Source organism: Achromobacter sp. SIMBA_011 (assembly GCF_046535435.1).
In the GTDB taxonomy this organism is placed as follows: domain Bacteria; phylum Pseudomonadota; class Gammaproteobacteria; order Burkholderiales; family Burkholderiaceae_B; genus Achromobacter; species Achromobacter dolens.
In genome coordinates this window covers 73,520-99,789 of record NZ_JAWRWN010000012.1, presented here as the reverse complement: position 1 = coordinate 99,789, position 26,270 = coordinate 73,520, and the positions used below count along the sequence as shown (strand labels likewise).

Below are 26,270 nucleotides of genomic sequence, written 5' to 3'. Positions count from 1 at the left end.
CCGCGGGGCCGCCCGCTGGCGCCGGCCTTCAGGGCCGTTGGGCGCGCAGCACGGCGATCACCGCCCGCATCAGGGTGTCCAGCTCGTCCGGGGCGATGGTCAGCGCCGGCGTCAGATACACCACGTTGCCGAACGGCCGCACCCAGACGCCGGCCTCGACCAGGCGGCGCTTCAGGGCCTCGCGGTCGTCGATGCGGTCCAGCTCGACCACGCCGATCGCGCCCAGCACCCGCACGTCGCGCACCCAGGCCAGCTCGCGACATGGCGCCAGCCCCGCCGCCAGGGCGGACGACAGCGCCCGCGCCTGCGCCAGGCGCGGCTCGCTCTCGAACAGATCGAGCGAGGCATTGGCGGCGGCGCAGGCCAGGGCGTTGCCCATGAAGGTGGGACCGTGCATCAGGGCGTGCGAGGGGTCGTCCGACCAGAAGGCGTCGAACACCCGGCCGCTGGCCACCGTGGCGGCCAGCGGCAGCGTGCCGCCGGTCAGCGCCTTGGACAGCGTGATGATGTCGGGGCGGATGCCGGCCTGCTCGAACGCGAACAGGGTGCCGGTGCGGCCGAAGCCGGTGAAGATCTCGTCGAAGATCAGCAGCAGGCCATGGCGGTCGGCCAGCCGGCGCAGCCGCCGCAGCACCTCGGGGTCGTGCAGCAGCATGCCGCCGGCGCCCTGCACCAGCGGTTCGACCAGGATGCCGGCCAGTTGCGGGCCGCGCGTCTCCAGGAAGGCGTCGAGCCGGGCCATGGCGGCGTCGTCGCGCGGCAGGTCGACGATGTCGTGCTCGGCCAGCATGCCGCGGAACAGGCTGTGCATGCCCTCGTCGGGGTCGCACACCGCCATGGTGCCGAAGGTGTCGCCGTGGTAGCCGCCGCGGAAGGCCAGGAAGCGGCTGCGGCCGCGCTCGCCCTGGTTGAGCCAGAACTGCACCGCCATCTTCATCGCGACTTCCACCGCCACCGAGCCGGAGTCCGTATAGAACACGCGGTCCAGCCCCGGTCCCAGCAGGGCCGCCAGGCGCCGCGCCAGGGTCAGCGCGGGTTCGTGCGTCAGGCCGCCGAACATGACGTGCGGCATGGCGTCCAACTGCGCCCGCACCGCCTGGGCGATATGCGGGTGGTTGTAGCCGTGGCAGGCGGTCCACCAGGACGCCACGCCGTCGATCAATTGGCGGCCGTCGGCCAGCTCCAGGCGGCTGCCGTGGCTGCGCACCACCGGCAACGGCGGCGTCGCGGTCTTCATCTGGGCGTAGGGCTGCCAGATATGCGGCTGGCCCCGGGCCATCCAGTCAGGCGTCTGCATGTTTCACCTCCACTACAATGGCTCGCATTCTACGGCCGGGGGCCTGACGGCGCTGTTAACGGCCGCGGCCCGATTGCGGGACGCCCCCGCCGACGGCCGCCGCAGGAAATCGTCATGTCCAAGCTGGATCCCCTCTTTTCTTCCGAACTGGCGCAAGCCGAATCGCGCCGCGTGCGGCGCCGGCTGCGCACCGCCGCCGCCGCGCCCGCCGGCCGCATCGCGCTGGGCGGCGTCCCGGCGCTGAACTTCTCCAGCAACGACTACCTGGGCCTGTCCAAGCACCCGCTGCTGATCGAGCGCTCGCGCGAATGGGCCGCCCGCCACGGCGCCGGCGCGCAGGCCTCGCGGCTGGTGTGCGGCAATCTCGACCTGCACGAGCAGGTCGAGGCCAAGCTGGCCCGCCTGAAGGGCACCGAGGCCGCGCTGCTGCTGGCCTCCGGCTGGCAGGCCAACGCCGCCGTGCTGCCCGCGCTGCTGCGCGCGGCCGCCGGCCAGGGCGAGGTGCAGGTCTACGCCGACAAGCTCAACCACGCCAGCCTGCACCACGGCTGCCAGGCGGCGGGCGTGCGGCAGATCCGCTTCCGCCACAATGACCTGGACCACCTGGAAGCCTTGCTGGCGGCGCGCGCCGACCCGTCAGCGCCGCCCGCCGCGCGCTTCATCGTCACCGAAAGCGTCTTCAGCATGGACGGCGACCGCACCGACGTGGCGCGGCTGGCGGCGCTGGCCGAGCGCTACCAGGCCTTTGTCTACCTGGACGAGGCCCACGCCACCGGCGTGCTGGGACCGGGCGGCATGGGGCTGGCCGGGCTGGCGCCGGGCGGCATCGACCTGGCCATGGGCACCTTCAGCAAGGCGCTGGGCGGCTTCGGCGCCTACGTGGCCGGCTCGCGCGCGCTCTGCGACTACCTGGTCAACGCCTGTTCGGGTTTCATCTACACCACCGCCCTGCCGCCTGCCGTGCTGGGCGCGATGGACGCCGCGCTCGACCTGGTGCCCACGCTGGACGCCGAACGCGCCCGGCTGGCCGCCTCGGGCGAACGCCTGCGGGCGGCGCTCCGCGGCCTGGGCGTGGACAGCGGCGACTCGTCCACGCAGATCGTGCCCGCCATCGTCGGCGACGAGGCCCGCGCCCTGGCGCTGGCGGCGGCGCTGGAACAACGCGGCCTGCTGGCCGTGGCGATTCGCCCGCCCACCGTGCCGGCCGGCACCAGCCGCCTGCGCATCGCCCTGAGCGCGGCGCACCGCGACGCCGATGTCGACCAACTGATCGACGGCCTGACGGCCGCGCTCGCCTGATGCTGGCCGCCGCTCCTGTCCGCCCCACCCTGCTGTTCGTGCATGGCTGGACCTTCGACGCCGCATTCTGGGGCCCGCTGGCCGCCGCGCTGGCCGACTGGCCGCAGGCCGTGGCCGACGCCGGCTATTTCGGGCCGGCCCATACGCCCGCGCCCGCCGGCCCGGTGCTGGCCATCGGCCACTCGCTGGGCGCCCTGCGGCTGCTGGGCGAACCGCCGCCCGGCTGCCTGGGCCTGGTGGCGATCAACGGCTTTGCCCGCTTCGGCGCGGCCGACGATTTCCCCGAAGGCGTGCCGGCGCGCATGCTGGACCGCATGTTGAACCGCCTGGCGGCGCAGCCGGAAACCGTGCTGCGCGATTTCCGCCAGCGCTGCGGCGACACCAGCGCCATCGGCGTCCCCCAGGTCGAACCGCTGGCGCGCGACCTGCGGTTCCTGCGCGACGCCGACCAGCGCGCCGCGCTGGCGGCGCTGCCGATGCCGCTGCTGGCGCTGGCGGGCGCGGCCGACCCGATCGCCACCGCGCCGATGACGACGGCGGGCTTCGGCGCCGCCATCGAGATCCATTGGCGCGAGCACGGCGGCCACCTGCTGCCGCTGACCGACACCGACTGGTGCGCGCGGCGCATCCGCGCCTTCCTGGCCCGCGTGGCGACCGCCGCATGAGCGCCCACCTGCGCAATGCCCGGGTCGGCGCGCGCTTCGGCGCCGCCGCCGCGCGCTACGACGACCATGCCCCCGCCCAGCGCATCACCGCCGGGCGGCTGGCCGACGCGATCGGCCGGCTGCCGCTGCCGCCGCGTCCGCGCATCCTGGAGATCGGCTGCGGCACCGGCCTGCTGACGCGGGCGCTGGCCGCACGGCTGGGGCCGGCGGACTGGACCGTGACCGACATCTCGCCCGCCATGCTGGCGCGGGCGCGACAAGGTCCGGCGCTGCCCGGCACCGCCCGCTACCAGGTGCTGGACGGCGAGCACCCCCGGGACCTGCCGGGCGGGTATGACCTGATCTGCTCCAGCCTGGCGGTGCAGTGGTTCGCCGACCTGAACGGCGGCCTGGGCCGCCTGGCCGGCCTGCTCGCGCCCGGCGGTCACCTGGCGGTGGCGACGCTGGCCGAAGGCACGTTCGAGGAATGGCGCGCCGCCCATGACGCCGTCGGCCTGGCCGCCGCCACGCCACGCTATCCGCCAAGCGGCGCCATCCATCCGGCCATGGCCGATCTGGCCGGTGGCGTGCACAGCGAACGGCTGATACAAGATCATCCTGACGGCCTGCATTTCCTCAAGGCGCTCAAGGGCATCGGCGCCACCACGCCCGCGCCCGGCACCGCGCCGCTGGGCCCGGCCGCATTGCGGAGGGTGCTGGCGCAGTTCGACAAACAAGGCGCCACGGTGACCTATCACCTGGCCTATGGAATCTGGAAGAAACATGACTGACTCCCGCGCCCACGGCGTATTCGTCACCGGCACCGACACCGGCATCGGCAAGACCCTGGTCTCGGCCATCCTGGCGCGCGCCTGGCAGGCCGACTACTGGAAGCCGGTGCAGACCGGCGTGGCCGAGGAACCGGGTGACACCGAGACTGTCGCGCGCCTGGCGCAACTGCCGCCCGAGCGCCTGCACCTGCCGGCCTACGTGCTGCAGGCGCCGCTGTCGCCGTGGGCCGCCGCGCCGCTGGAAGACGCGGTGATCGACGCCACCGCCATCGTGCCGCCCGCCACGACCGCGCCCCTGATTGTCGAAGGGGCCGGCGGCCTGTACGTGCCGATCGACGACAGCCACATGATGATCGACCTGATCGCGCGCCTGGGCATGCCGGTGGTGCTGGCCGCGCGCAGCGGCCTGGGCACCATCAACCACACCCTGCTCAGCCTGGAGGCGCTGCGCCGCCGCGCCATCCCGGTGCTGGGCGTGATCATGAGCGGCCCGCTGTCGGCCGGCAACCGCGAGGCGATCGAACGCTTCGGCAATGTGCGCGTGCTGGCCGAGATCCCGCCGCAGGACCGGGTCGACGCGGCCGCCGTCGAGGCGCTGGCGCGCGCCGTGCCGCCGCTGGCGGAATGCCTGGCGGCGATGCGCGCCGCCGGGTGACGGCAACGGGCTGACCGCAGCGCCGCGTGCGCCGCGCTCAGTCCCCGGCGGAGGTCCGCAGGAAGCGCTCGATGGCCGCCGCCAGCGCCAGCGGCGTTTCATTCATCGGATAGTGCCCGGCATTGGCCAGCACCTCGACTGTCGTGCGCGGATAGCGCCGCGCATAGGTCGCGGCCATCAGCGCCGGCGTGAACACCGGATCGTGCTCGCCCACCAGGGCCAGCACCGGATGGCGGCCGTCGATGCGGTCGCTGAAATCGGTGCCGACCCACGCGGGCAGGTACGCGGCGAACGCGGCCGCCGACGAATGCGCGGCGGAATAGTCGGCCTTCCACGCCACCCATGCCGCCGGCAGGCGCCCGCCGGTGCTGCGGTCGATGATGGCGCGGCGCGCGGCCAGGTCCGCGGCCGCGCCGTCGAACAGCGCGCGCGTGGCCGGCGCCATGGCCACGCCGCCGCACGGCACCGGGGCCACCGCCACCAGCGCGCGCACCCGCTCGGGCGCCAGCGCCGCGACCCGCTCGATCGCCATGCCGCCCATCGAATGGCCCACCAGGCTGAAGCGCTCGAACCCCAACGCGTCGGCCAGCGCCAGCGCGTCGGCGGCGATCTCGTCGATCGAATGTTCGCCGGCCGCCTCGCGCATGCCGCCATAGCCGCGGTAGTCCATGAAGACGTAGCTGAAGTCCGCGCCCGACAGCCAGGGTTCGATCGGCTCGAAGGCGTGCGCGTCGCCGAACCAGCCGTGCAGCACGATGACGGGATGCGGGCCGTGGCCCACGCGATGGAAAGTGTTGGCCATGTCGGCTCCTGGAGTGTGGCGATGCGCCGCCGCAGGGCAGCGAACGCGATGGACAATGGCGGCATCGTAGGCTTGGCGCCGGCGGCCCGCCTTCGATATCGGGTCATTCACTGTAGAATCCAGGCCATGCGCAATACCCTGGTCGATCCCTACGAGGACATTCCGCGCGACGTGGTGGTGACGGCATGCGACTACCCGGCCGGCCTGACCTTCCCGCTGCACGCCCACCGCCGCGGCCAGTTCGCCTACGCCGCGCGCGGCGCCATCAGCGTGGCCACGCCGACGGGCCGCTGGCTGGTGCCGCCGCAACGCGCCTGCTGGGTGCCGGCGGGCATGGATCACCAGATGACCATGAGCGGCGCGGTGACCATGCTCAACACCTTTCTCACCGCGCCCGCCGCGCAGGCCCTGGGCCTGCCCGCCGAATGCCGGGTCCACGCCGTCTCGCCGCTGCTGCGCCACCTGCTCGATGAAGCCATCGACCTGCCCGCGCTCTACGACCTGGACGGCCGCGCCGGCAAGCTGATGGCGCTGCTGGCGGCCGAAATCGCCGCCATGCCGGCGCTGTCGCTGCACGCGCCGCTGCCCGCCGACCCGCGCCTGGCGCGCGCCTGCCGCGCGCTATGGGCGGCGCCGTCGATCACGACGGACCTGGACACGATGGCGGCCGCGGCCGGCATGAGCCGGCGCACCTTCACCCGCCAGTTCCGCGCCGAAGCCGGCATCAGCTTCGGCGACTGGCGCCAGCAGGCCTGCCTGCTGGCCGCGATCGAGCGCCTGAGCCAGGGCCAGCCCGTGACCCGCGTCGCGCTGGACCTGGGCTACGCCAGCGCGAGCGCCTTCACCAGCGCGTTCCGGCGCGCGCTGGGCCAGGCGCCCAGTGCCTACCTGGCCTCGAACGGCCGCCCCGCCTGAGACAACCGGGGCCGTCCCGCTCAGGTCTCGTAGGCGATGCGGTAGCCGTCGCCCTGGCGCGCGATACGGGCAAAGCCGGGTTCGCCGAGATGCATGCCGGCAACCAGGAGCCCATCCGCGCTGACGATGTCCAGCAGCGCCGAGCGCGTGTTGGCGGCCAGGGTCGGATCCTGGTCGAAGGCGATCGACACATCGGGGCGCGCGATCTGGATCTGCGGAAAATGCACGATGTCCCCCCAGACCAGCACACTCCGTCCGTCGGACTCGATACGGAAGCCGGAATGCCCGGCGGTATGCCCCGGCAGGGGCACCGCGTCGATGCCGGGCAGGACGTCGCGGCCCGTGAACGTGCGCATCCTGGCTCGATACGCGCCGAACACCTTGCGGGCGAACTGGAAGTTGCCGCGTGCGCGCTCGCTGGCCCGCGCGAGATTGCCATCGTCTTGCCAGAACGCCACCTCCCGCGCATGTACAACCAGCTCGGCCCGCGCAAAGACTTCCCGCCCCGCGGCATCCAGCAATCCGCCAATGTGATCGGGATGCGCGTGGGTCAGCAGCACCGTATCGACGTCGCCGGGTTGCACGCCGGCCAGCGCCAGGTTGGCCAGGAGCTTGCCGCCCCATTGCTTGAATCCGCCCGCGCCCGCATCGATCAGCAGCGTGCGGCCCCTGCCCCGGACCAGATAGCCATTGATATGAATGGCGCCGGGGTCGGAGACGCCCGCGTCGCGCTGCAGCTTGGCGGCATCCTCCGGGTCGATGTTGGAGAGCGATTCAAGGGCGGCGGACAGGTATCCGTCACTGATGGCGGTGATCGAGAACTCACCGATCCGCAGGCTTGGCAAGGTCATGGGTTGCATGGCGATCCTCCAGAATGCTCAATGGCGCGCATGGATGGCTCCTGCCGCATGGCCGAAGCAGCGGATGCGCGCGGTCAGCCCCGTGATGCGCAGGATGGTCTCATCCAACCCCGCCATGAAGGCCTCCATCACGGCGGGTGGACGGAACGGTTCGAGCCGGAATTGGACTTCCGCGAATGCCGGAAGCCCGCGCCCGGGGTGAACCGCCAGGTTGATGATGTGCACGTTCTCCAGCGCCGCGCCGAGCACGTCAACGCACAGCCCTGTGCATGCCTCGGCCAACTCCGCCAGATCGCGGTCGGCCGGCATGCATGGCGCCGCGAAGAAAAATGTCACGTTGGGCATGGCGGCGCTACTTCGACGCATCGCGGCCGGCCCCGCGCGCATTCGCCAACTGCGCCGTCATCGGCGCATAGCGGTGCACGCCGGACGGCAGTGCGGGGGCTTGGCCATCCGCGCCGCGCGGGCACTTCGCCAGCCACCGGTGCCCGGGCGATTTGTCCAGCGCCACGGCGTGCATGGCGGCGGGCGTCAGGCCCAGCGCGACCAGCGGCTCAGGGCCGACGTCACTCACCAGCAGGGTTTCGTCCGCGGCAATGGCGGGGGCTCGCGCCAGGCCGGCATAGAGATTGCGGTGCCAGTCCGTGATGTGCGGCTGCCAGCGGGCGAAGTTGCCGCCGCCCTTCTGCCGATATTCCTCGCCGAGCAACACCTCGAGCCCGTCGATCGAATGCACGGCGAGGTAGGTCGGGCAACCCGCGCTCAGCGCCTGAAAGCGCTGCGAGGTCTGGAAACCGCTTACGGAAATGAGCGCGGGCAGCTTTTTCAGGCTGTAGAAATCATTCCAGGCCCCTTCGCTGGCGGGGTCCGAGAAACTGCATTCGACGGTGTAGATCATGGGTTCGGTCGCGGCCGGCCATATTTCGTGCCCGGCGCCTTGGTTGAGGTTTCATCATGGTATGGCCTGAAAAAGACGCCATAAAACGATTTTTCGGTATGCTTCATTGAGCAAACATCAAGGCAAACCGGAACTCGCCCCATGCGCCGCAGGATTCCCAGCAATACTTCCTTAATGGCCTTCGAGGCGGCCGCCCGCCATGGCAGCTTCGCCCGCGCGGCCGACGAACTGGCCGTCACCGAAGGCGCCATCAGCCGCCAGATCGGCCGGCTGGAAGCCTTTCTCGGCGTTCCATTGTTCGAGCGGATCGGTAACCGCGTCCGGCTGCTGCCCAATGGCGCGCGCTACGCCGACCAGGTGCGCGAACTGCTCGACCGGCTGGATCGGGACAGCCAGTACCTGATCGGGCAACGGCAGGACAGCGCCAACCTTGACATCGCCACGGTGCCCACCTTCGCCATGCGTTGGTTGATTCCCCGCCTGCCGCGATTCCAGCGGCGGCACCCGAACATCGCCGTGCATCTGGCCGAGCGACTGGAGCCGTTTGCCCTGGCCGGCAGCGGGTTCGACGCCGCCATCCATTTCGCGCATCCGGCCTGGACTGGAATGCATACGCAGCATTTGCTCGACGAAGTGCTGATCCCCGTGTGCCATCCCGCGCTGGTGGAAGGCGACGCCGGTCCGATGGCCCTGGACGCCCTGCCGCGACTGCACCGGCGGCAGAATCCGGACGCCTGGCAGCGGTATGCGCGGGAAACCGGCATCCCCCTGGCCAACGCCGCGCTGGGCGTGCGCTATGACCTGCATGCCATGCTGATCGAAGCAGCATTGGCCGGACTGGGCGTGGCGCTGGTGCCGCGGCTCTACGTGGAAACCGAAATCGCCATGGGCCGGCTGGTAGCGCCATGGCCCCAGGCAAAAACCGTCTCCAAGGCCTTCTGTCTGGTCCTCCCCGAACCGTTCACCCTGAGCCCGCCCCCTCTCCAGGCGTTCACCGAATGGCTAAGGCAAGAAGCGGGTAACGCGGCGGCAGCCGGGCCGTAGGACGCCGCTCCCATCGCGCGACGGCGCCCGCCCAAAAAAGAGGGTGCCCGAAGGCACCCTGAATCCACCCTACAACAGCACTACAACTGCAACTGCACAATCAATCCCGTCCGGCTCAGGCGGCCTTCTGCTCCTTGCCGTGCTCGAACTGCGCCTCTTCGGTCGAGCCGGTCAGCGCGGTGGTCGAGGACTGGCCGCCCTCGATGGTCTGGGTCACGGCGTCGAAGTAGCCGGTGCCCACTTCGCGCTGGTGCTTGACCGCGGTGAAGCCCAGGTCGGCGGCGGCGAATTCCTTCTGCTGCAATTCGACGAAGGCGCTCATCTGGCGGCGGGCGTAGCCGTGGGCCAATTCGAACATGCCGTAGTTCAGCGCGTGGAAGCCGGCCAGCGTGATGAACTGGAACTTGTAGCCCATGGCGCCCAGCTCGCGCTGGAACTTGGCGATGGTGGCGTCGTCCAGGTTCTTCTTCCAGTTGAACGACGGCGAGCAGTTGTACGCCAGCAGCTTGCCCGGGAACTGGCGATGGATCGCGTCGGCGAACTTGCGGGCGTACTCCAGGTTGGGCGTGGAGGTTTCGCACCAGATCAGGTCGGCGTACGGCGCGTAGGCCAGGCCGCGCGAGATCGCCTGGTCAATGCCGGCGCGGGTGCGGAAAAAGCCTTCCACCGTGCGCTCGCCGGTGATGAAAGGACGGTCGTTCTCGTCGACGTCGCTGGTCACCAGGTCGGCGGCATCGGCGTCGGTGCGGGCCAGCAGCACGGTGGGCGTGCCCATCACGTCGGCCGCCAGGCGCGCCGAGACCAGCTTGGCCACGGCTTCGCGGGTCGGCACCAGCACCTTGCCGCCCATGTGGCCGCACTTCTTCACGGACGCCAACTGGTCCTCGAAGTGCACGCCCGAGGCGCCGGCCTCGATCATGGCCTTCATCAGCTCGAAGGCGTTCAGCACGCCGCCGAAACCGGCTTCGGCATCGGCCACGATGGGCGCGAAGAAATCGATGTAGCCCTCGTCGCCCGGGTTCTTGCCTTCCATCCACTGGATCTGGTCGCAGCGGGTCAGCGAATTATTGATGCGGCGCACGACCTGCGGCACCGAGTTGGCGGGGTACAGCGACTGGTCGGGGTACATCTCGCCGGCCAGGTTGGCGTCGCCGGCCACCTGCCAGCCCGACAGGTAGATGGCCTTGAGGCCGGCCTTGACCTGCTGCATGGCCTGGTTGCCGGTCAGGGCGCCCAGCGAATTGACGAAAGGCTCGCTGTGCAGTTGCTCCCACAGACGGGTCGCGCCGCGGCGGGCCAGGGTGTGCTCGACGGCGATCGAGCCGCGCAGGCGGATGACATCCTCGGCGCTGTAGTCGCGCTTGATGCCCTGCCAGCGGCTGTTCTCGGCCCAGTCTTTCTGCAGATTGCGGATTTCGGTTTCGCGGTGGCTCATGGTCATGCTCCTTGGTCTATGGCTGAAAAGGCAAGAAAACTTCGGGGTTGCATTGCGTGAATCGTTGGAGAAAGTCTATGCCTGTGCTGCGGAGCAATGTGGCCGCGCCTCTTATATAAGAGGAAAAATATTATTCATATAAATCAATGTCTTATTTGGATCATTCCGCATTACGGAACGCAATTGTCATCCGTGAAATGGCCTCGCGCGGCGGCGCAGCACAGACTTTCACATGCCGGGAGCGGCGTTTCATGATGCGAAAAATAGGCCCTTCGCAACCGCCTACAATGCGGTCATCTCCACGTTTTCCGACGACCTTTCCATGACGCTGTCTCACGGCCCGCTGGGCCAGAGCGTGACCTACGTCTCGCAATACGACCCCTCGCTGCTGTTCCCCATCGCCCGCGCCCACAACCGCGAGGCGCTCAACCTGGCGAGCGGCCCGCTGCCGTTCACCGGGGTGGACCTGTGGAACGCCTATGAGTTGTCATGGCTCGACGCCAAGGGCAAGCCGCGGGTGGCGATGGCCACGTTCTCGGTGCCGGCCGACAGTCCCAACATCATCGAGTCCAAGTCGTTCAAGCTGTACCTGAACTCGTTCAACCAGACCCGGCTGGTCAACTCGGCCGCCCTGCGCGGCCGCCTGGAACGCGACCTGAGCGCCGCCGCCGGCGCGCCCGTGGGGCTGGACTTCATCCTGCCGCAGCGCTTTGGCGAACTGCGCATGGGGGAACTGGACGGTATCTATATAGACAAGCTCGACATCGAGATCGACACCTACGAGCCGGCGCCCGAGCTGCTGCGCACGCGCGCCGGCGACGTGGTCGAGGAAACCCTGTGCTCGCGCCTGCTCAAATCCAACTGCCCGGTGACCGGCCAGCCCGACTGGGCCAGCGTGCAGGTCCGCTACCGCGGCAAGCCGATCGACCGCGAGTCGCTGCTGCGCTACGTGATCTCGTTCCGCCAGCACGCCGAGTTCCACGAGCACTGCGTGGAACGCATCTTCACCGACATCATGCAGGCCTGCGCGCCCGAGCAACTGACGGTCTATGCGCGCTACACGCGGCGCGGCGGGCTGGACATCAACCCGTGGCGCAGCAACGTCGAGACGGCGCCGCCGGCCGACGTGCGCACGGTGCGCCAGTAAAAACGGTCGTCGTCCGCCCCGAGGCGAACGACGCCCTTCACAGGCGGCGCCCCCGACGGCGCCGCCCGCCTCCCTACTTCACGAACGGCGCCGGCCGCGGCGTGTCGTCCGCCGAAGGCGGCAGCAGCGGGTACTGGATCGCCGGCTGGTCGCCCGTCAGGGTCTTCAGGAACGCCACGATCTGCGCGTTCTCGTCCGGCGTGAAGGTGCGGCCCAATTGCAGGCGGCCCATCACGTCCACCGCCTGCGTCAGGGTGGCGGCCTCGCCGTCATGGAAATACGGATAGGTCAACGCCACGTTGCGCAGCGTCGGCACCTTGAAGTTGAAGCGGTCGGCGTCCTTGCCGGTGACGGCGGCGCGGCCCTCGGCCTTGTTGTCGGTCTGGTACGGCGCCACCAGCCCCATCTTCTGGAACGAGTTGCCGCCCACCGCCACGCCGTTGTGGCACGCCACGCAGCCGCTGTTCTTGAACAACGTGTAGCCGGCCAGTTCCTGGACGGTCAGCGCCTTGTCGTCGCCCTTGAGCCACTGGTCGAAGCGCGAGTTCGGCGTCACCAGCGTTTCCTCGAAGGCGGCCAGCGCGCCCGTCACCTCGTCAATGGTGATGCCGTCCTTGCCGAACACCTGCTTGAACTCGGCGCGGTAGCCCGGAATGGAATTGAGCACCTGCACCGCCAGTTCATGGGTCGAGGCCATTTCCATCGGATTGGCGATCGGGCCGCCGGCCTGCTCGCGCAGGTCCTTGGCGCGGCCGTCCCAGAACTGGGCGATGTTCAGGCTGGAATTGAGCACCGTGGGCGAGTTGATCGAACCCTGCTGCCACTTGTGGCCGATCGACGCCTTCAGGTTGTCCGCGCCGCCCATGCCCAGGTTGTGGCAGGAATTACAGGAGATCGCGCCCGAGCGCGACAGGCGCGGGTCGAAGAACAGCTTCTTGCCCAGTTCCACCTTGGCCGGGTCCTTGACCACCGCCGCCTCGATCGGCTGGATCGGTTCCTGGCGAGGCGCGCCCGACGCCTGGCCCGCCCACAGCGCAATGACGACACCCGCCGCGAGCATCGCGTGCTTCTTTCTCATGGCTTTCTCCTGTTGAATAACCTTATCCATACAAAGGTCATTACATCGGAGCCGGCCGGCGGGCGGCTTGCGATGCGTCAAGGGCGCCGGCGCGCCGGCGCGCCCCGCAACGGCGGCTTGACCTGACGCAATCCGAATTGACTGCCTCGATCCGCCAGGCCGGCGGGCCGCGCGACCCGATCGCGTCAGTCGTTGACGTCGAGCTGGCGCAGATGCGCCTCCAGGAAATCCACGCACACCCGCACCTTGGCCGAGGCGTTCAGCCGCGCCGGGTACACCGCCCAGATGTTGGCCTCCTGGCGGTACTGCGGCAGCACCGGCACCAGCTTGCCGGCGGCGATCAGCGGGCCCACGTCCCAGGCCGAGCGCAGGATGATGCCGCGGCCGTCCACCGCCCACTGCACCACCATCTCGCCATTGTTGGCCGACAGCGGTCCGCGCACCTTGACGGTGTGCTCGCGCTCGCCGCGCCGCATGCGCCAGACGCCGAAGGGATGGTCGCGCTCCTTGATCACCAGGCAGTCGTGCGCGGCCAGGTCGTCCAGCTTGCGCGGCGCGCCGCGTTCGGCCAGGTATGACGGCGCCGCGCAAAGCAGCCTGTGGTTGGCGGCGAGCTTGCGCGCGATCACGTGCGGCGCGATATCGTCGCCGACCCGCACGTCCAGGTCGTAGCCCTCGGCGGCCACGTCGACCAGGCGGTCGAACACCTCGAAGCGCACCTGCACGGCGGGATGGCGCGACACGAACGCCGACAGCGCCGGCGCCACCACCCGCCGCCCGAAGCCGAAACTGCTGCAGATGCGCAGCAGGCCGCGCGGTTCGCGGCGCGTGACGCCGACTTCTTCGACCAGGTGCTCGACGTCGTCAAGAATGCGCTGGGCCCAGTGGTAGACGCGCTCGCCCGCCTCGCTGACGACCACGCGCCGCGTGGTGCGATGGAACAGCGGCGTGCCGAGGCTGGCCTCGAGCAGCCGGATGCGCTTGGTGACGTAGGCGGCCGACATGCCCAGGTCTTCGGCGGCGCGCGAAAAGCTGGAGGCGCGCACCACCGCGTTGAATACGCGCAGGTCGGCGGGGAGCAGGTCATTATTCACGATTCGTGCAGGGTAATTTCACGCAGTGGCCCATTGTAGATGGACTGTGGGGACACCTACCATGGCTGCGATCCCCTGCGACGCGCCCGACGGCGCGGCGCGGGACGCCCTTCCCCTTTTCTTTTCAGGTTCCGCATGTCCCACGTCCACAAAATCGCAGCCATCGCCGGCGACGGCATCGGCAATGAAGTCCTGCCCGAAGGCCTGCGCGCCGTTCAGGCCGCCGCCCGCCGCTTCGGCCTGGCGCTGCAGATCGACACCTTCCCCTGGGCCAACTGCGAGTACTACGCGCAGCACGGCGAAATGATGCCGCCCGACTGGAAGGAACAATTGCAGGGCTACGACGCCATCTTCTTCGGCGCCGTCGGCTGGCCCGCCACGGTGCCGGACCACGTGTCGCTGTGGGGTTCGCTGCTGAAATTCCGACGCGAGTTCGACCAGTACATCAACCTGCGTCCGGTCCGATTGTTTGAAGGCGTGCCGTGCCCGCTGGCCGGCCAGCGCCCGGGCGACATCGATTTCTTCATCGTGCGCGAGAACACCGAAGGCGAATACACCAACCTGGGCGGCCGCCTGTTCCCCGGCACCGAGCGCGAGATCGTGATCCAGGAATCGGTCTTCACCCGCCACGGCACCGACCGCGTCATGCGCTACGCCTTCGAGCTGGCCAGCCAGCGCCAGCGCAAGCAGCTCACCATCGCCACCAAGAGCAACGGCATCGCCATCAGCATGCCGTGGTGGGACGAGCGCGCCGACGCCGTCGGCCAGCAGTTCCCCGACGTCAAGACCGACAAGCAGCACATCGACATCCTGGCCGCGCGCTTCGTGCTGCAGCCCCAGCGCTTCGACGTGGTGGTGGCCTCCAACCTGTTCGGCGACATCCTGTCGGACCTGGGTCCGGCCTGCACCGGCACCATCGGCATCGCTCCCTCGGCCAACCTGAACCCGGAGCGCGCCTTCCCGTCGCTGTTCGAGCCCGTGCACGGCTCGGCGCCGGACATCTACGGCAAGGGCATCGCCAACCCCATTGCCATGATCTGGTCGGGCGCGCTGATGCTGCAGTTCCTGGGCAGCCAGGACGCACACGACGCCATCCTGGCCGCCATCGAACACTGCCTGAAGAACGGCCCGCGCACGCCCGACCTGGGCGGCCAGGCCCGCACCGAGGACATCGGCCGCGCCATTGCCGCCCATATCGAGGCGCAAGGCTGATCCCGGGCGCGGCAAGCGCTCTCCTTCCTAAGACGGCGGCAAATCCGCCGGCCCCAAAGCAGAACGCCGCCCGAGGGCGGCGTTCTGCCTGCTGCGATGGCGGACGCGTCAGGAACGCGCCGGCACCGCGGCGGCGGGATCGGCCCGGCGCGCCTGCACCGCGATCCACTGCGCCAGCAGCGCGGCGGCGGCGAACGCCACGCCCGCGCCGATCCACGGTCCCTGGCGCAATCCCGCGTCCAGCAGCAGGCCGAAAGCCAGCGGCCCCAGCGCAGAACCGACGTCCATGCCGGAATACACCAGGCCGTAGACCGAGCCGGTCGAGCCCTTGGGCGTCACGCGCCGGATCAGCATGTCGCGCGACGGCGCGGCCACGCCCGAGCAGAAGCCGGCCAGCGCCACCACCGGCGCGGCGAACAGCGCCGGCACCAGGCCCAGCGCCAGCACCACCAGCGTCAGGCCGGCCAGGATCAGCGCCACCATCACCGTGCGCTCGGTGCGCGGGTTGGCCGACACCAGGAAGCCGCCGGCCGCCATGCCCACCGCCGACGCCACCATGTAGCCGGACAGCGCCGAGCTGGCCGCCACCTTGGACAGGTCATACAGTTGGCCCAGCAGCGGAATGGTGTAGTTCTGCACCGACGACAGCGCGATCGAGGTGCAGGCGAAGAACAGGAACGCGCCCCATAGCGCCGGCTTGGACAGCAGCGTGGCCAGGGTCGTCAGCACGCCTTCCTGCGGCTTGGGCGTGGCGCGCGCGCCGGCCTTGGCACCGTCGGCCTGGGCCGGCTCCGCGCCGCCCAGCAGGTTGCGGCCCAGCACGGTCAGCAGCAGCACGAAGGCCACCAGCGCCGCGGCGCTGTAGGCCGCCACGCGCCAGTTGGCCAGCAGCGTGATCGAGGTCATGAACACGGGCGTCAGGGCCCAGCCCAGATTGCCGGTCAGGCCATGGGTGGAAAAGGCATGGCCCAGGCGCGGCGCCGTGATGCGGTGGTTGATGATGGAATAGTCCGCCGGGTGGAACACCGAATTGCCGATGCCGCCGACCACCGCGGCCGCCATCAGCATGGGGTAGCCGGTGGCCGAGCCGATCAGCAGGCCGGACAGCACGAAACAGGCCAGGCCGAACCACAGCACCGGCCGCGCGCCGATGCGGTCCACCACGAACCCGGACGAGGCCTGGCCGATGCCCGAGACCACATAGAAGGTCGACACCAGCAGGCCGAGGCGGGCGAAGTCCAGTCCGAACTCGTTGCCGAGCGACACGTACAGCGACGGCAGGACCAATTGGAAGAAGTGCGACGAGGCATGCGCCACGCCGATCAAGAGGATGATCTGCCAGTCGCGGCGGCGGACGGCGGCGTCCGAGGCAAGGGGGGATGCAGCGGTAGTCATTGCGCAAGGCCGCGGGCAGCGGCGAAAGGCGGCCGCCCCGGGGCGGCTCGCGGGTTGTCTCCAGCAACGTCCGGCCAGGCCGGCGTTGTCCCAATGGCGAATGCGGCGCATGGCCGGGCCGGTCGCGGTCCTCGCCCCGCCGGCTTCGCTCTTGATCTGTCAGGACGGCCCCGGGCGCGAGCCGGGCCGCCGCGGGTTACTGCGCTTTCTCGCGGATCGCGGGCCAGGCGCGCTGCAGGTAATACAGCATCGACCAGACCGTCAGCACCGCGGCCACGATGATCAGCACGTCGCCCAGCATCTTGGTGGAGATGCCGTGGATCGGCTGGTTGTACAGCAGGCACGGAATCGCCACCATCTGCGCGGCGGTCTTGAACTTGCCCAGCCGGTGCACCGCCACGCTGGCGCTGGCGCCGATCTTGGCCATCCACTCGCGCAGCGCCGAAATGGTGATTTCGCGGCCGATGATGATGAGCGAAATGAAGGCATCGACGCGGCTCAGGTCCAGCAGCACGATCAGCGCGGCGCAGACCATCAGCTTGTCGGCCACCGGATCCAGGAACGCCCCGAACGCCGACGTCTGGTTCCAGCGGCGCGCCAGCCAGCCATCGAACCAGTCGGTCAGGGCGGCGATGATGAACGCCCAGGCGGCAAAGGTGTCGCGCACCGGCACGGACAACCAGCTTTCAGGCAGGTAGAACAGCCCTACCACCAGCGGAATCATGGCGATACGCAGCCACGTCAGAATTATGGGTACGTTAATTGGCATAGTGTCCGTATGCTACATCAGCCGGGTTGCACTGGCTGTCCCGGGGCCGCCGGGCGGCCGCCACCCGGCCGTCCGGAGCCTTATCCGCGCAGCGCCTCATAGATCCGTTCGGCCAGTTCCTCGGAAATGCCGTCCACCGACGCCAGGTCCTCGATGCTGGCCGAGGCCACCCCCGAAAAACCGCCGAAACGGGCCAGCAGGCGCTGGCGGCGGCGCGCCCCGACCCCTTCGATCTCCTCCAGCCGCGACACATTGCGGGTCTTGGCGCGGCGCGCGCGCATGCCGGTGATGGCGAAACGGTGGGCCTCGTCGCGCACCTGCGCGATCAGCATCAGGGCGGCCGATTCGCCGCCCAGCGCCACCGGCGGGCGGCCGTCGGCGAACACCAGGGTTTCCAGGCCGACCTTGCGCCCTTCCCCCTTGGCCACGCCCACCAGCGCCTGGATGTCCAGGCCCAGCTCGGCGAACACTTGGCGCGCCACCTCGACCTGGCCCTTGCCGCCGTCGATCAGCACCAATCCGGGCATCTGCGCCTCGCCGTCGGCCACCTTGGCGAAGCGCCGCGTCAGCACCTGGCGCATGGCGGCGTAGTCGTCGCCCGGGGTGATGCCCGCGATGTTGTAGCGGCGGTACAGCGACGGCTGCATGTCATGGTGCTCGAACACCACGCAGGAAGCCTGGGTGGCCTCGCCGGCGGTATGGCTGATGTCGAAGCACTCGATGCGCAGCGCGTCCAGCGCCGCCTCGTCGGTATCCAGGTCCAGGGTTTCGGCCAGCGCCAGGGTGCGGGCGGCGCGGGCGCCGGATTCGGTCAGGGCCCGTGCCAGCGCCATCTCGGCGTTCTTGACCGCCTGTTCCAGCCAGGCGCGGCGGGCGCCCTGGGGCCGCGTCAGCACGCGCGACGGGCGGCCGCCGGCCTGCTCCACCAGCAGGTCGATCAGGCCGGCGTCGGGCAAGGCGTGCGAACAGACCAGCACCGGCGGCAACGCATTGTCGGTGTAGTGCTGGGCCACGAAGGCTTCCAGCACCTGCGGCGCGGCCTCGCCCTCGGCGTGGGTCGGGAAGAACGGCTTGTCGCCCAGGTGGCGCCCGCCCCGCACCATGGCCAGGTTGACACAGACCTTGCCGCCGGCGATGGCCACCGCGACGATGTCGGTGTCCTCGCCGCTGACGTTTTCCATGGTCTGCTGGTGCAGCACCCGCGCCAGCGAGCCCATCTGGTCGCGCAGCGCGGCGGCTTCCTCGAAGCGCAGCGCCTCGGCGGCCTCCAGCATGCGGGCCTCGATCTCGCCCATCACGTCCTTGGCCTCGCCGTTCAAGAAGCGCACCGCGCGCTGCACGTCCGAAGCGTAGTCCTGCGCCTGGATGGCGCCCACACAGGGCGCCGAGCAGCGCCCGATCTGATGCAACAGACAGGGCCGCGAACGGTTGGCGAAGACGGTGTCCTCACAGGTGCGCAGGCGGAACACCTTCTGCAGGATCTGGATGGTCTCGCGCACCGCCCAGGCGTTGGGGAACGGGCCGAAGTATTGGCCGCGCTTGTTGGTGGCGCCGCGGTAATAGGCGATGCGCGGCCAGTCGTGGCCGGTGATCAGCAGGTACGGGTAGGACTTGTCGTCGCGGAACAGGATGTTGTAACGCGGCTTCAGGCTCTTGATGAGGTTGTTTTCCAGGATCAGCGCTTCGGCCTCGGAGCGCGTGACGGTGACCTCCAGCCGCGCCACCTTCGCCACCATCTGGGCGATACGCGGGCTGGACAGGTTCTTCTGGAAATACGACGAGACGCGCTTTTTCAGGTCGCGCGCCTTGCCGACATACATGACCTCGCCGGCCGCATCCAGGTGTCGGTAGACACCCGGCAGATGCGGCAGGTCAGCCAGGAACGATTTGAGATTGAAGTCGTCGGGCATTCTGGTAACGGCTTTCGGCCTGCAGGGAGTCCCAGTCGAGCGCGTCGAAACGCGGCATCAACCGGCGGATGCGGGCCACGGACTCGGGCGCGTGGTCGAATTCGAGCCGCGCCAGCAGCTCGTCGGCCAGGTCGGGCCGGTTGCACACCAGCACCATGTCGCAGCCGGCGCCCAGCGCGGCCTGGGCGCGCGCCAGGATGTCGCCGGCGACGGACGCGCCCTCCATGGTCAGGTCATCGGAGAAAACCACGCCATCGTAGCCCAGGCGGGTGCGCAGGATGTCCTGCACCCAGCGCCTGGAGAAACCGGCCGGGTGCTTGTCGACCTTGGGGTAGATCACGTGCGCCGGCATCACCGACGGCAGCACCGCGTCGCCCAGCCAGGCGTAGGGCGCGGCGTCGTCCTTCAGGATGCGCTCGAGCGGACGCGGATCGACCGGGATCTCGTGGTGCGAATCCGCGCCGACGAAGCCGTGTCCCGGGAAATGCTTGCCGCAGGCCGACATGCCGGCCAGCGCCAGGCCCTGGATCAGCGCGCGCGACAGCATCGTCACCACCCGCGCGTCATGATGGAAGGCGCGGTTGCCGATCACCTTGCTGACGCCGTAATCCAGGTCCAGCACCGGCGTGAAGCTCATGTCCACGCCGCAGGCGCGCAGCTCGGCGGCCAGCACGTAGCCGGCCTCGGTCGCCAGGCGCATGGCGGTCAGCGGATCGCGGTCCCACAGCGCGCCCAGGTCGCGCATCGCGGGCAGCGGCGTGAAGCCGTCTTCGCGGAAGCGCTGCACCCGGCCGCCCTCGTGGTCGACCAGGATCAGCAGGCGCTCCTTGCGCGCCTTGTGGATCTGGCGGGTCAGCTCGGTGAGCTGGCGACGGTTCTCGAAATTGCGCGCGAACAGGATCACGCCCCCCACCAGCGGGTGGCGCAGGCGCTTCTTTTCTTCCTTGGTCAGCATGGTGCCGGCCACATCGACCATTACGGGACCGGGCGGCAGCGCCCGGGATTTCTTCTTGGCCATCGGCGTGTCCTTCTGTGTTGCTAGCCGGCCCGCGGGCTCAAGGCTTGCGTTCGACCACCACGTAGGCGGCGGCCATGTCGGATTCATCGGTAATGGAAACGTGCGCGGCGCCAAAGCGCTGCACGTACCATTCCAGCAGTTCAGGGGCGATCACCAGCACGGGCCGCCCCCCGGGCGCGTTCAGGGTCTGCACCCGGCGCCAGGTCATGGGCATGCGCATGCCCAGCCCCACCGCCTTGGAAAAGGCTTCCTTGGCGGCAAAGCGCGTCGCCAGGAAGCGCACGCCGCGCACCGGGTCGCGGGCGCGGCGCGCATGGAACTTGGCCAGTTCCTCGGGCCCCAGGATCTTCTCGGCGAAACGGTCGCCGTGGCGCGCCAGCGCCCGCTCGATGCGATCGATGCGCAGCAGGTCCATGCCGATGCCGCCGATGGCGGCCGGCGGGGGGACGGCGAGAGGGGATTCGGGCTGGGACATCGCTATGGCGCCGTGGGAGGGGGTCGGGCCCGGGCTCAACGGCCGCGCAGCGCTTCCAGGCGAGCCTGCACCATCAGCGCCTTCATGTCGCGCACGGCCTTCTCCCAGCCATCGAACACCGCCTGCGCCACGATGGCGTGGCCGATGTTGAGCTCGGAAATGCCGTCCAGCGCCGCCACCGGCTTGACGTTGCCATAGTGCAGGCCATGGCCGGCGTTGACGCGCAGGCCATGGCGCAGCCCTTCGGCCACCGCCACGCGGATGCGTTCCAGCTCGGCCAGGGCGGCGTCGCCCTCGGCTTCGGCATAGGCGCCGGTGTGCAGCTCGATGACCGGCGCGCCCGCGCGGGCGGCGGCGGCGATCTGCGCCGGGTCGGGGTCGATGAACAGCGACACGCGGATGCCGGTCTCGGTCAGCAGGCCGACCGCGTCCGTCACCGCCGACAGCGCGCCGGCCACTTCGAGCCCGCCTTCGGTGGTCAGCTCGGTGCGTTTTTCCGGCACCAGGCAGACGTCATTGGGCTTGACCGCGCAGGCGATCTCCAGCATCTCGGGCGTGACCGCGCACTCCAGGTTCATGCGCGTGCGCAGTTGCGGCCGGATCGCGTAGACGTCGGCGTCCTGGATGTGGCGGCGGTCTTCGCGCAGATGCAGCGTGATCAGGTCGGCGCCGGCGTCCTCGGCGCGCAGCGCCGCGGCCACCGGGTCCGGATAGGTCGTGTGACGCTGCTGCCGCAGGGTCGCGACGTGATCGATGTTTACACCAAGTTCTATCATTGCACTTTCGTTGTTTCTTCCCAGCCGCCGCCCAACGCCTTGTAGAGTTCCACACGGTTGATCAGCGCGGCCAGGCCGGTTTGCACCAGCGCGAGCTGGGCATTGAAAAAGTCCACTTGCGCGGTCTGCACCTGCAGGTAGCTGTCGATGCCATTGGTATAACGCAGGTTCGACAGTTCCAGGGTGCGCGCCGACGAATCCTGCAACGCGCGCTGGGCGTCCAACTGCGCGCCATAGGTGGCTTCGCCCGCCAGCGCGTCCGAGACCTCGCGGAACGCCTGCTGGATGGTCTGCTCGTACTGCGCCACGGCGATATTGTCGCGCGCCTTGGCCAGGTTCAAGCCTTCGCGGATGCTGCCGCCGGCGAACAGCGGCGTGGTGATCGACGGCGAAAAGCTCCAGTAGCCCTGGCCGCCCTTGAACAGCGTATCCAGCGAGGGGCTGGCCACGCCGAACAGTCCGGTCAGCGAGATGGTCGGGAAGAACGCCGCGCGCGCCGCGCCGATGTTGGCGTTGGCCGACTTCAGGTTGTTCTCGGCGGCCAGGATGTCCGGACGGCGCTCCAGCAGGTCGGACGGCAACCCGGCCGGCACGCTCGCCAGCAACTGGTCGCGGCCGAACGGCGCCGGCGCCGGCAGATCATCGGGCAACGGCGTGCCCAGCAGCAGCACCAGCGCGTTGACGGCCTGGGCCTGGGCCCGGGCCAGTTGCGCCAGATCGGCCGATGCCGTGTCCAGCAGCGACTTGGACTGGTTCAGGTCGAGTTCGGACGCCACGCCACCGTCGAAGCGGCGCTTGACCAGGTTGTACGACTCCTGGCGCGAGGCCAGGGTGCGCTGGGTCAGTTCGAGTTGCACCTGGGCGGCGCGCAGGTTGAAGTACGACTGCGCCACCGCGCCGATCAGCGTGATGTGGGTGCTCTTTTGCGCCTGCTCGGTCGACAGGTACTGCTGGTACGCCGCTTCCGACAGGCTGCGCAGGCGGCCGAACAGGTCGATCTCGAACGTGGTCAGGCCGATGCCGGCCTGGTACGAACTGCTGATCGAACCGGCGCCCGGCTGGCGCATGTTCTCGGGCAAGCGCTGGCGTTGGCCCTGGATGCCGGCGCCGATGCTGGGCCACTGCGCGCCGCGCTGCACGCCGTACTGGGCGCGCGCCTCTTCGACGCGCTGCACCGCCACGCGCAGGTCGCGGTTGTTGACCAGCGCCAGCTCGATCAGGCGCTGCAGGCGCGGATCGTGGAAGAACTCGCGCCAGCCCAGGTCGGCCGCGGGCGTGCCCGCCTGCGGCGCCACCGCCGACGCGGGCTGCGTGCCCAGCGACATCGGATTGGCGTACGCGCCGTACTGCACCTTGGGCTGGTCCGGCCAGTTGCCGGAGACCGGCGCGTCAGGCCGCTTGTAGTCGGGCGCCAGCGAGCAGCCGGCCAACGCCACCGCCACGAAGGCGGACAAGGCGGTCTGTTTGAACATCCGGGCGCTCATTCCTTGCCCTCCTGGCCACCGTTGGGTTGTGCGGGAGCGTCCGGCGGGGTCTGCCCCGCCGCCGCCTTCTTGGCCGCCTGTTCTTCCTCGAAGGCGCGCAGCTCGGCGCCCAGCAGGCGCGGCTTGGTCTTGAACAGGCCCAGCACCACCACGAAGAAGGTCGGCACGAAAATCACCGCGAACGGCGTCGCGGCCAGCATGCCGCCCAGCACGCCCAGGCCCACCGCGCGCTGGCTGGCGGCGCCGGCGCCGGTGGCCATGGCCAGCGGCACCACGCCCAGGATGAACGCCAGCGAGGTCATCAGGATCGGCCGGAACCGCAGGCGCGCGGCTTCCACCGCCGCTTCATATAGCCCCATGCCGCGCGCGTACTGGTCCTTGGCGAATTCCACGATCAGGATGGCGTTCTTGGCCGCCAGCCCGATCACGGTCACCATGCCCACCTGGAAGTACACGTCGTTGGACATGCCCAGCGCGCTGACCAGCGCCACCGCGCCCAGCATGCCCAGCGGCACCACCAGCATCACGGAGATCGGGATGGCCCAGCTTTCATACAGCGCGGCCAGCACCAGGAACACCACCAGCAGCGACAGGCCCATCAGGATCGGGGCCTGGTTGCCGGCCTGGCGTTCCTGGTAGGACAGCCCGGTCCATTCGTAGCCGAAGCCCTGTGGCAACTGGGCCACCAGTTTTTCCATTTCCTCCATGGCCTGGCCGGTCGTGTAGCCGGCCGCGGCGCTGCCGCCGATGCGCATGGATTCGTAGCTGTTGTAGCGCACCACCTGCACCGGGCCCTGCGACCACTTGGCCGTCACGAACGACGACAGCGGCACCATGCCGCCCTGGGTGTTGCGGGCGTTCAGCTTGAGCACGTCCGACAACTGCATGCGGTACGGCGCGTCCGCCTGCACCCAGATGTTCTGCATCCGGCCCAGGTTGGGGAACTTGCTCAGGTAGGCGGAACCGACGGCGGTGGAGATCAGCGAGGCGGCCTCGTCGAAGTTCACCCCCAGCGCGGCGGCCTTGTCGCGGTCGATGTCCAGCGTCAGTTGCGTGCCGGCCGACAGGCCGGTGATGCGCACCTGCGACAGCACCGGGCTCTTCATGGCCATGCCCATCAGTTGCCCGGTGGCCGCGGCCAGCGCCTCGGTGCCGGCCGCGCCGCGGTCCTGCAGGCGCAGGTCGAAACCGGTGGCGTTGCCCAGCGACGAAATCGCGGGCGGCACGAGCGTGAACACCTGGGCGTCGTGGATGCCCATGAGCTGCTTCTGGAATGCATTGAACGCGATCGCGCCGGCCGAATCGCCCTTGCCCTTGCGGTCCTTGAAGTCCTTGAGCGTGGTGAAGGCGATGGCCGCGTTCAGGCCGTTGCCGTTGAAGCTGTAGCCCTGCACGGTGATGATGTTCTCGACTGCGGGGATCTCGCGGAAATAGGCCTCGACCTCCTCGATCACCTGCACCGTGCGGTTGGCGCTGGCGCCCGTGGGCAGCTCGATGTTGCTGATGACGTAGCCCTGGTCTTCTTCCGGCAGGAACGACGACGGCAGGCGCAGGTACAGCCAGCCCAGCAGGATCACCAGCATCAGGAACGCCAGCATCATGCGGCCGCCCTTGTGCAGGATGCGCGAGACCCAGTTCTGGTAGCCGTGCGTGGTGGCGTCGAACTTGCGGTTGAACCAGCCGAAGAAACCCTTCTTGTCGTTGTGGTGTCCCTTGGGCACCGGCTTGAGGATGGTCGCGCACAGCGCCGGCGTGAAGGTCAGCGCCAGCAGCGCCGAGAAGAAGATCGACACGGCCATCGCCACCGAGAACTGGCGGTAGATCACGCCCACCGACCCGCTCATGAAGGCCAGCGGCAGGAACACCGTCACCAGCACCAGCGTGATGCCGATGATGGCGCCGCTGATCTGCGGCATGGCCTTCTTGGTGGCCTCCTTGGGCGGCAGGCCTTCGGTCGCCATGATCCGCTCGACGTTCTCGACCACCACGATGGCGTCGTCCACCAGGATGCCGATGGCCAGCACCATGGCGAACATGGTCAGCACGTTGATCGAGAAGCCCAGCCCCAGCATGACCGCGAACGACCCCAGCATGGCCACCGGCACCACCAGCGCCGGGATCAGGGTATATCGCACGTTCTGCAGGAACAGGTACATCACCAGGAACACCAGCACCATGGCTTCGGCCAGGGTGTGCAGCACCTGCTCGATCGAGACCTTGACGTACGGCGCGGTGTCGTAGGGGATGGCGTAGGTGATGTTGCCGGGGAAGTACTTGGACAGTTGGTCCATCTGCTGGCGCACGCCCTGGGCGGTGGCCAGCGCGTTGGCGTCCGGCGACAGCACGATGGCGAAGGCCGCCGTCGGCTTGCCGTTCAGGCGGGCGCCGAACTGGTAGTTGTCGGCGCCGACCTCGATGCGGGCGACGTCGCGCAGCAGCACCTTGGAGCCATCGCTGTTGGCGCGCAGCACGATCTTGCCGAAACCATCGACGGTGCTGAGCTGGCCGTTGGCCACCACGGTGGCCGTGATGCGCTGCGAATCAGGGTTGGGCGGCGCGCCGATGCTGCCGCCCGACACCAGCACGTTCTGCGCGGCGATGGCCTGGTTGACCTCGGCCATGCTCAGGCTGAAGCCGACCAGCTTGGCCGGGTCGACCCAGATGCGCATGGCGCGCGGCGCCGCGAATAGCTGGAACTGGCCCACGCCCGACACCCGCGACACCGGGTTCTGGACGTTGCGGGTGATGTAGTCGGCCAGCGCCGTCTGGTCGAGCGAGCCGTCGGTGGACGACAGCGTCACGATCATCAGGAAGCCGGTGCTGGTCTGCTCGTACTTCAGGCCCTGTTGCTGCACCGCGGACGGCAGTTGCGCGATCACGTTGGACACGCGGTTCTGCACGTCCACCTGCGCGAGGTCGGGATCTCGCCCGGGCGCGAAGGTGGCGGTGATGGTCGAGGTGCCGTAGGAATCGCTGACCGACTCGTAGTAGATCAGGCCCTTGGCGCCGTTGAGCTTGTCCTCGATGATACTGGTGACCGACTCGGCCACTTCCTTGGCCGACGCGCCCGGATAGGTCGCGGTGATGGTGATGGCCGGGGGCGCCACGTCGGGATACTGCGATACCGGCATGTTGGGGATGGCCAGCACCCCCGCCAGCAGGATGAACAGGGCGACTACCCAGGCGAAAATTGGTCGATCAATAAAAAATTGCGGCATGTGGGCTGACTCTGAAAGCGATGCTCACCAAAGAGGAACGCAGCGCGTTGCGCT

General features: G+C 69.3%; 22 protein-coding genes and 1 pseudogene. 7 read left to right on the top strand and 16 right to left on the bottom strand.

Going from position 1 to position 26,270, the window contains the following annotated elements:
- Window positions 1-28: 28 nt before the first annotated feature.
- Window positions 29-1,297 (bottom strand): adenosylmethionine--8-amino-7-oxononanoate transaminase, encoded by a 1,269-nt coding sequence (locus SB816_RS27900; protein WP_395756866.1) that lies wholly within the window; start codon window positions 1,295-1,297, stop codon window positions 29-31.
- Between the two features lie 114 nt (window positions 1,298-1,411).
- On the opposite strand from SB816_RS27900, the gene bioF reads away from it, so the two are divergent.
- The 3 genes and pseudogenes from bioF to bioD all read left to right on the top strand — a co-directional run bounded on the left by bioF (window position 1,412) and on the right by bioD (window position 4,686).
- Window positions 1,412-2,596: an 8-amino-7-oxononanoate synthase gene (gene bioF, locus SB816_RS27895; protein WP_410547829.1), complete on the top strand. Its 1,185-nt coding sequence runs from the start codon at window positions 1,412-1,414 to the stop codon at window positions 2,594-2,596.
- Complete coding sequence (locus SB816_RS27890; protein WP_054503211.1) at window positions 2,596-3,261, top strand: alpha/beta fold hydrolase; 666 nt, start codon at window positions 2,596-2,598, stop codon at window positions 3,259-3,261. The genes bioF and SB816_RS27890 overlap by 1 nt, the downstream gene beginning before the upstream one ends.
- Window positions 3,258-4,686 (top strand): annotated as a pseudogene (gene bioD, locus SB816_RS27885) (dethiobiotin synthase). Before SB816_RS27890 ends, bioD begins: the two are co-directional and overlap by 4 nt.
- A 37-nt stretch (window positions 4,687-4,723) precedes the next feature.
- Here bioD and SB816_RS27880 read toward each other — a convergent pair.
- On the bottom strand, window positions 4,724-5,488 hold the full coding sequence (locus SB816_RS27880) for an alpha/beta fold hydrolase (protein WP_054503213.1): 765 nt from the start codon (window positions 5,486-5,488) through the stop codon (window positions 4,724-4,726).
- A 126-nt stretch (window positions 5,489-5,614) separates the two neighbouring features.
- Between SB816_RS27880 and SB816_RS27875 the strand changes: the two genes are divergently transcribed.
- A complete protein-coding gene (locus SB816_RS27875) occupies window positions 5,615-6,403 on the top strand; it encodes an AraC family transcriptional regulator (RefSeq protein WP_144654597.1) in 789 nt (262 codons plus the stop codon).
- Between the two features lie 20 nt (window positions 6,404-6,423).
- Here the strand turns inward: SB816_RS27875 and SB816_RS27870 are convergent, their stop codons facing one another.
- Genes SB816_RS27870 through SB816_RS27860 form a run of 3 tightly spaced genes read right to left on the bottom strand, consistent with a single transcriptional unit; the run spans window position 6,424 to window position 8,161 of the window.
- Complete coding sequence (locus SB816_RS27870) at window positions 6,424-7,263, bottom strand: MBL fold metallo-hydrolase (protein WP_410547828.1); 840 nt, start codon at window positions 7,261-7,263, stop codon at window positions 6,424-6,426.
- An 18-nt stretch (window positions 7,264-7,281) separates the two neighbouring features.
- Window positions 7,282-7,608, bottom strand: coding sequence for a hypothetical protein (locus SB816_RS27865; protein WP_035360784.1), 327 nt, complete (start codon window positions 7,606-7,608; stop codon window positions 7,282-7,284).
- Between the two features lie 7 nt (window positions 7,609-7,615).
- A complete protein-coding gene (locus SB816_RS27860) occupies window positions 7,616-8,161 on the bottom strand; it encodes a sugar ABC transporter (RefSeq protein WP_410547827.1) in 546 nt (181 codons plus the stop codon).
- A 141-nt stretch (window positions 8,162-8,302) separates the two neighbouring features.
- Here SB816_RS27860 and SB816_RS27855 point away from each other — a divergent pair, with 141 nt between their 5' ends.
- Window positions 8,303-9,205: a LysR substrate-binding domain-containing protein gene (locus tag SB816_RS27855; RefSeq protein ID WP_410547826.1), complete on the top strand. Its 903-nt coding sequence runs from the start codon at window positions 8,303-8,305 to the stop codon at window positions 9,203-9,205.
- A gap of 115 nt (window positions 9,206-9,320) precedes the next feature.
- Here the strand turns inward: SB816_RS27855 and aceA are convergent, their stop codons facing one another.
- Window positions 9,321-10,640 (bottom strand): isocitrate lyase, encoded by a 1,320-nt coding sequence (gene aceA, locus SB816_RS27850; protein ID WP_020929020.1) that lies wholly within the window; start codon window positions 10,638-10,640, stop codon window positions 9,321-9,323.
- Between the two features lie 322 nt (window positions 10,641-10,962).
- Here aceA and queF point away from each other — a divergent pair, with 322 nt between their 5' ends.
- On the top strand, window positions 10,963-11,787 hold the full coding sequence (gene queF / locus SB816_RS27845) for an NADPH-dependent 7-cyano-7-deazaguanine reductase QueF (protein ID WP_054503219.1): 825 nt from the start codon (window positions 10,963-10,965) through the stop codon (window positions 11,785-11,787).
- Between the two features lie 73 nt (window positions 11,788-11,860).
- Here queF and SB816_RS27840 read toward each other — a convergent pair whose 3' ends face one another.
- Together SB816_RS27840 and SB816_RS27835 are read right to left on the bottom strand one after the other, a co-directional pair.
- Window positions 11,861-12,865: a cytochrome-c peroxidase gene (locus tag SB816_RS27840; RefSeq protein ID WP_054503220.1), complete on the bottom strand. Its 1,005-nt coding sequence runs from the start codon at window positions 12,863-12,865 to the stop codon at window positions 11,861-11,863.
- 185 nt (window positions 12,866-13,050) lie between these two features.
- Window positions 13,051-13,959, bottom strand: coding sequence for a LysR substrate-binding domain-containing protein (locus tag SB816_RS27835; RefSeq protein ID WP_410547825.1), 909 nt, complete (start codon window positions 13,957-13,959; stop codon window positions 13,051-13,053).
- 135 nt (window positions 13,960-14,094) lie between these two features.
- Between SB816_RS27835 and SB816_RS27830 the strand changes: the two genes are divergently transcribed.
- Entirely contained in the window at window positions 14,095-15,171 is a 1,077-nt protein-coding gene (locus SB816_RS27830) for a tartrate dehydrogenase (RefSeq protein ID WP_269873502.1), read from the top strand.
- Window positions 15,172-15,279: 108 nt separating this feature from the next.
- On the opposite strand, the gene SB816_RS27825 is transcribed toward SB816_RS27830, so the two are convergent.
- From SB816_RS27825 to SB816_RS27790, 8 genes are all read right to left on the bottom strand, one after another.
- Window positions 15,280-16,566, bottom strand: a complete 1,287-nt coding sequence (locus tag SB816_RS27825) for an MFS transporter (protein ID WP_410547824.1) — start codon at window positions 16,564-16,566, stop codon at window positions 15,280-15,282.
- Between the two features lie 196 nt (window positions 16,567-16,762).
- Window positions 16,763-17,335: a CDP-diacylglycerol--glycerol-3-phosphate 3-phosphatidyltransferase gene (gene pgsA, locus SB816_RS27820; RefSeq protein ID WP_006390551.1), complete on the bottom strand. Its 573-nt coding sequence runs from the start codon at window positions 17,333-17,335 to the stop codon at window positions 16,763-16,765.
- A gap of 80 nt (window positions 17,336-17,415) precedes the next feature.
- Window positions 17,416-19,245 carry an excinuclease ABC subunit UvrC gene (gene uvrC, locus SB816_RS27815; protein ID WP_058665051.1) on the bottom strand — a complete coding sequence of 610 codons (1,830 nt, stop codon included), beginning with the start codon at window positions 19,243-19,245 and terminating at the stop codon, window positions 17,416-17,418.
- Entirely contained in the window at window positions 19,208-20,263 is a 1,056-nt protein-coding gene (gene nagZ / locus SB816_RS27810; RefSeq protein ID WP_410547823.1) for a beta-N-acetylhexosaminidase, read from the bottom strand. Before nagZ ends, uvrC begins: the two co-directional genes overlap by 38 nt.
- 37 nt (window positions 20,264-20,300) lie before the next feature.
- On the bottom strand, window positions 20,301-20,738 hold the full coding sequence (acpS, locus tag SB816_RS27805; protein ID WP_175143988.1) for a holo-ACP synthase: 438 nt from the start codon (window positions 20,736-20,738) through the stop codon (window positions 20,301-20,303).
- 35 nt (window positions 20,739-20,773) lie between these two features.
- On the bottom strand, window positions 20,774-21,514 hold the full coding sequence (pdxJ, locus tag SB816_RS27800) for a pyridoxine 5'-phosphate synthase (RefSeq protein ID WP_054503224.1): 741 nt from the start codon (window positions 21,512-21,514) through the stop codon (window positions 20,774-20,776).
- Window positions 21,511-22,998 (bottom strand): efflux transporter outer membrane subunit, encoded by a 1,488-nt coding sequence (locus tag SB816_RS27795; RefSeq protein ID WP_410547822.1) that lies wholly within the window; start codon window positions 22,996-22,998, stop codon window positions 21,511-21,513. Before SB816_RS27795 ends, pdxJ begins: the two co-directional genes overlap by 4 nt.
- Entirely contained in the window at window positions 22,995-26,216 is a 3,222-nt protein-coding gene (locus SB816_RS27790) for an efflux RND transporter permease subunit (RefSeq protein ID WP_410547821.1), read from the bottom strand. The genes SB816_RS27795 and SB816_RS27790 overlap by 4 nt, the downstream gene beginning before the upstream one ends.
- Window positions 26,217-26,270 lie beyond the last annotated feature (54 nt).

Bases quoted from the DNA above. Each gene is read 5' to 3' on its own strand.
- pdxJ (WP_054503224.1), bottom strand. From the start codon at position 21,514: ATGATAGAACTTGGTGTAAACATCGATCACGTCGCGACCCTGCGGCAG.
- SB816_RS27795 (WP_410547822.1), bottom strand. From the start codon at position 22,998: ATGAGCGCCCGGATGTTCAAACAGACCGCCTTGTCCGCCTTCGTGGCG.
- SB816_RS27790 (WP_410547821.1), bottom strand. From the start codon at position 26,216: ATGCCGCAATTTTTTATTGATCGACCAATTTTCGCCTGGGTAGTCGCC.
- queF (WP_054503219.1), top strand. From the start codon at position 10,963: ATGACGCTGTCTCACGGCCCGCTGGGCCAGAGCGTGACCTACGTCTCG.
- SB816_RS27865 (WP_035360784.1), bottom strand. From the start codon at position 7,608: ATGCCCAACGTGACATTTTTCTTCGCGGCGCCATGCATGCCGGCCGAC.
- pgsA (WP_006390551.1), bottom strand. From the start codon at position 17,335: ATGCCAATTAACGTACCCATAATTCTGACGTGGCTGCGTATCGCCATG.
- SB816_RS27870 (WP_410547828.1), bottom strand. From the start codon at position 7,263: ATGCAACCCATGACCTTGCCAAGCCTGCGGATCGGTGAGTTCTCGATC.
- acpS (WP_175143988.1), bottom strand. From the start codon at position 20,738: ATGTCCCAGCCCGAATCCCCTCTCGCCGTCCCCCCGCCGGCCGCCATC.
- nagZ (WP_410547823.1), bottom strand. From the start codon at position 20,263: ATGGCCAAGAAGAAATCCCGGGCGCTGCCGCCCGGTCCCGTAATGGTC.
- bioF (WP_410547829.1), top strand. From the start codon at position 1,412: ATGTCCAAGCTGGATCCCCTCTTTTCTTCCGAACTGGCGCAAGCCGAA.
- SB816_RS27830 (WP_269873502.1), top strand. From the start codon at position 14,095: ATGTCCCACGTCCACAAAATCGCAGCCATCGCCGGCGACGGCATCGGC.
- SB816_RS27860 (WP_410547827.1), bottom strand. From the start codon at position 8,161: ATGATCTACACCGTCGAATGCAGTTTCTCGGACCCCGCCAGCGAAGGG.
- SB816_RS27875 (WP_144654597.1), top strand. From the start codon at position 5,615: ATGCGCAATACCCTGGTCGATCCCTACGAGGACATTCCGCGCGACGTG.
- SB816_RS27880 (WP_054503213.1), bottom strand. From the start codon at position 5,488: ATGGCCAACACTTTCCATCGCGTGGGCCACGGCCCGCATCCCGTCATC.
- SB816_RS27855 (WP_410547826.1), top strand. From the start codon at position 8,303: ATGCGCCGCAGGATTCCCAGCAATACTTCCTTAATGGCCTTCGAGGCG.
- SB816_RS27825 (WP_410547824.1), bottom strand. From the start codon at position 16,566: ATGACTACCGCTGCATCCCCCCTTGCCTCGGACGCCGCCGTCCGCCGC.
- aceA (WP_020929020.1), bottom strand. From the start codon at position 10,640: ATGAGCCACCGCGAAACCGAAATCCGCAATCTGCAGAAAGACTGGGCC.
- SB816_RS27900 (WP_395756866.1), bottom strand. From the start codon at position 1,297: ATGCAGACGCCTGACTGGATGGCCCGGGGCCAGCCGCATATCTGGCAG.
- SB816_RS27890 (WP_054503211.1), top strand. From the start codon at position 2,596: ATGCTGGCCGCCGCTCCTGTCCGCCCCACCCTGCTGTTCGTGCATGGC.
- SB816_RS27840 (WP_054503220.1), bottom strand. From the start codon at position 12,865: ATGAGAAAGAAGCACGCGATGCTCGCGGCGGGTGTCGTCATTGCGCTG.
- uvrC (WP_058665051.1), bottom strand. From the start codon at position 19,245: ATGCCCGACGACTTCAATCTCAAATCGTTCCTGGCTGACCTGCCGCAT.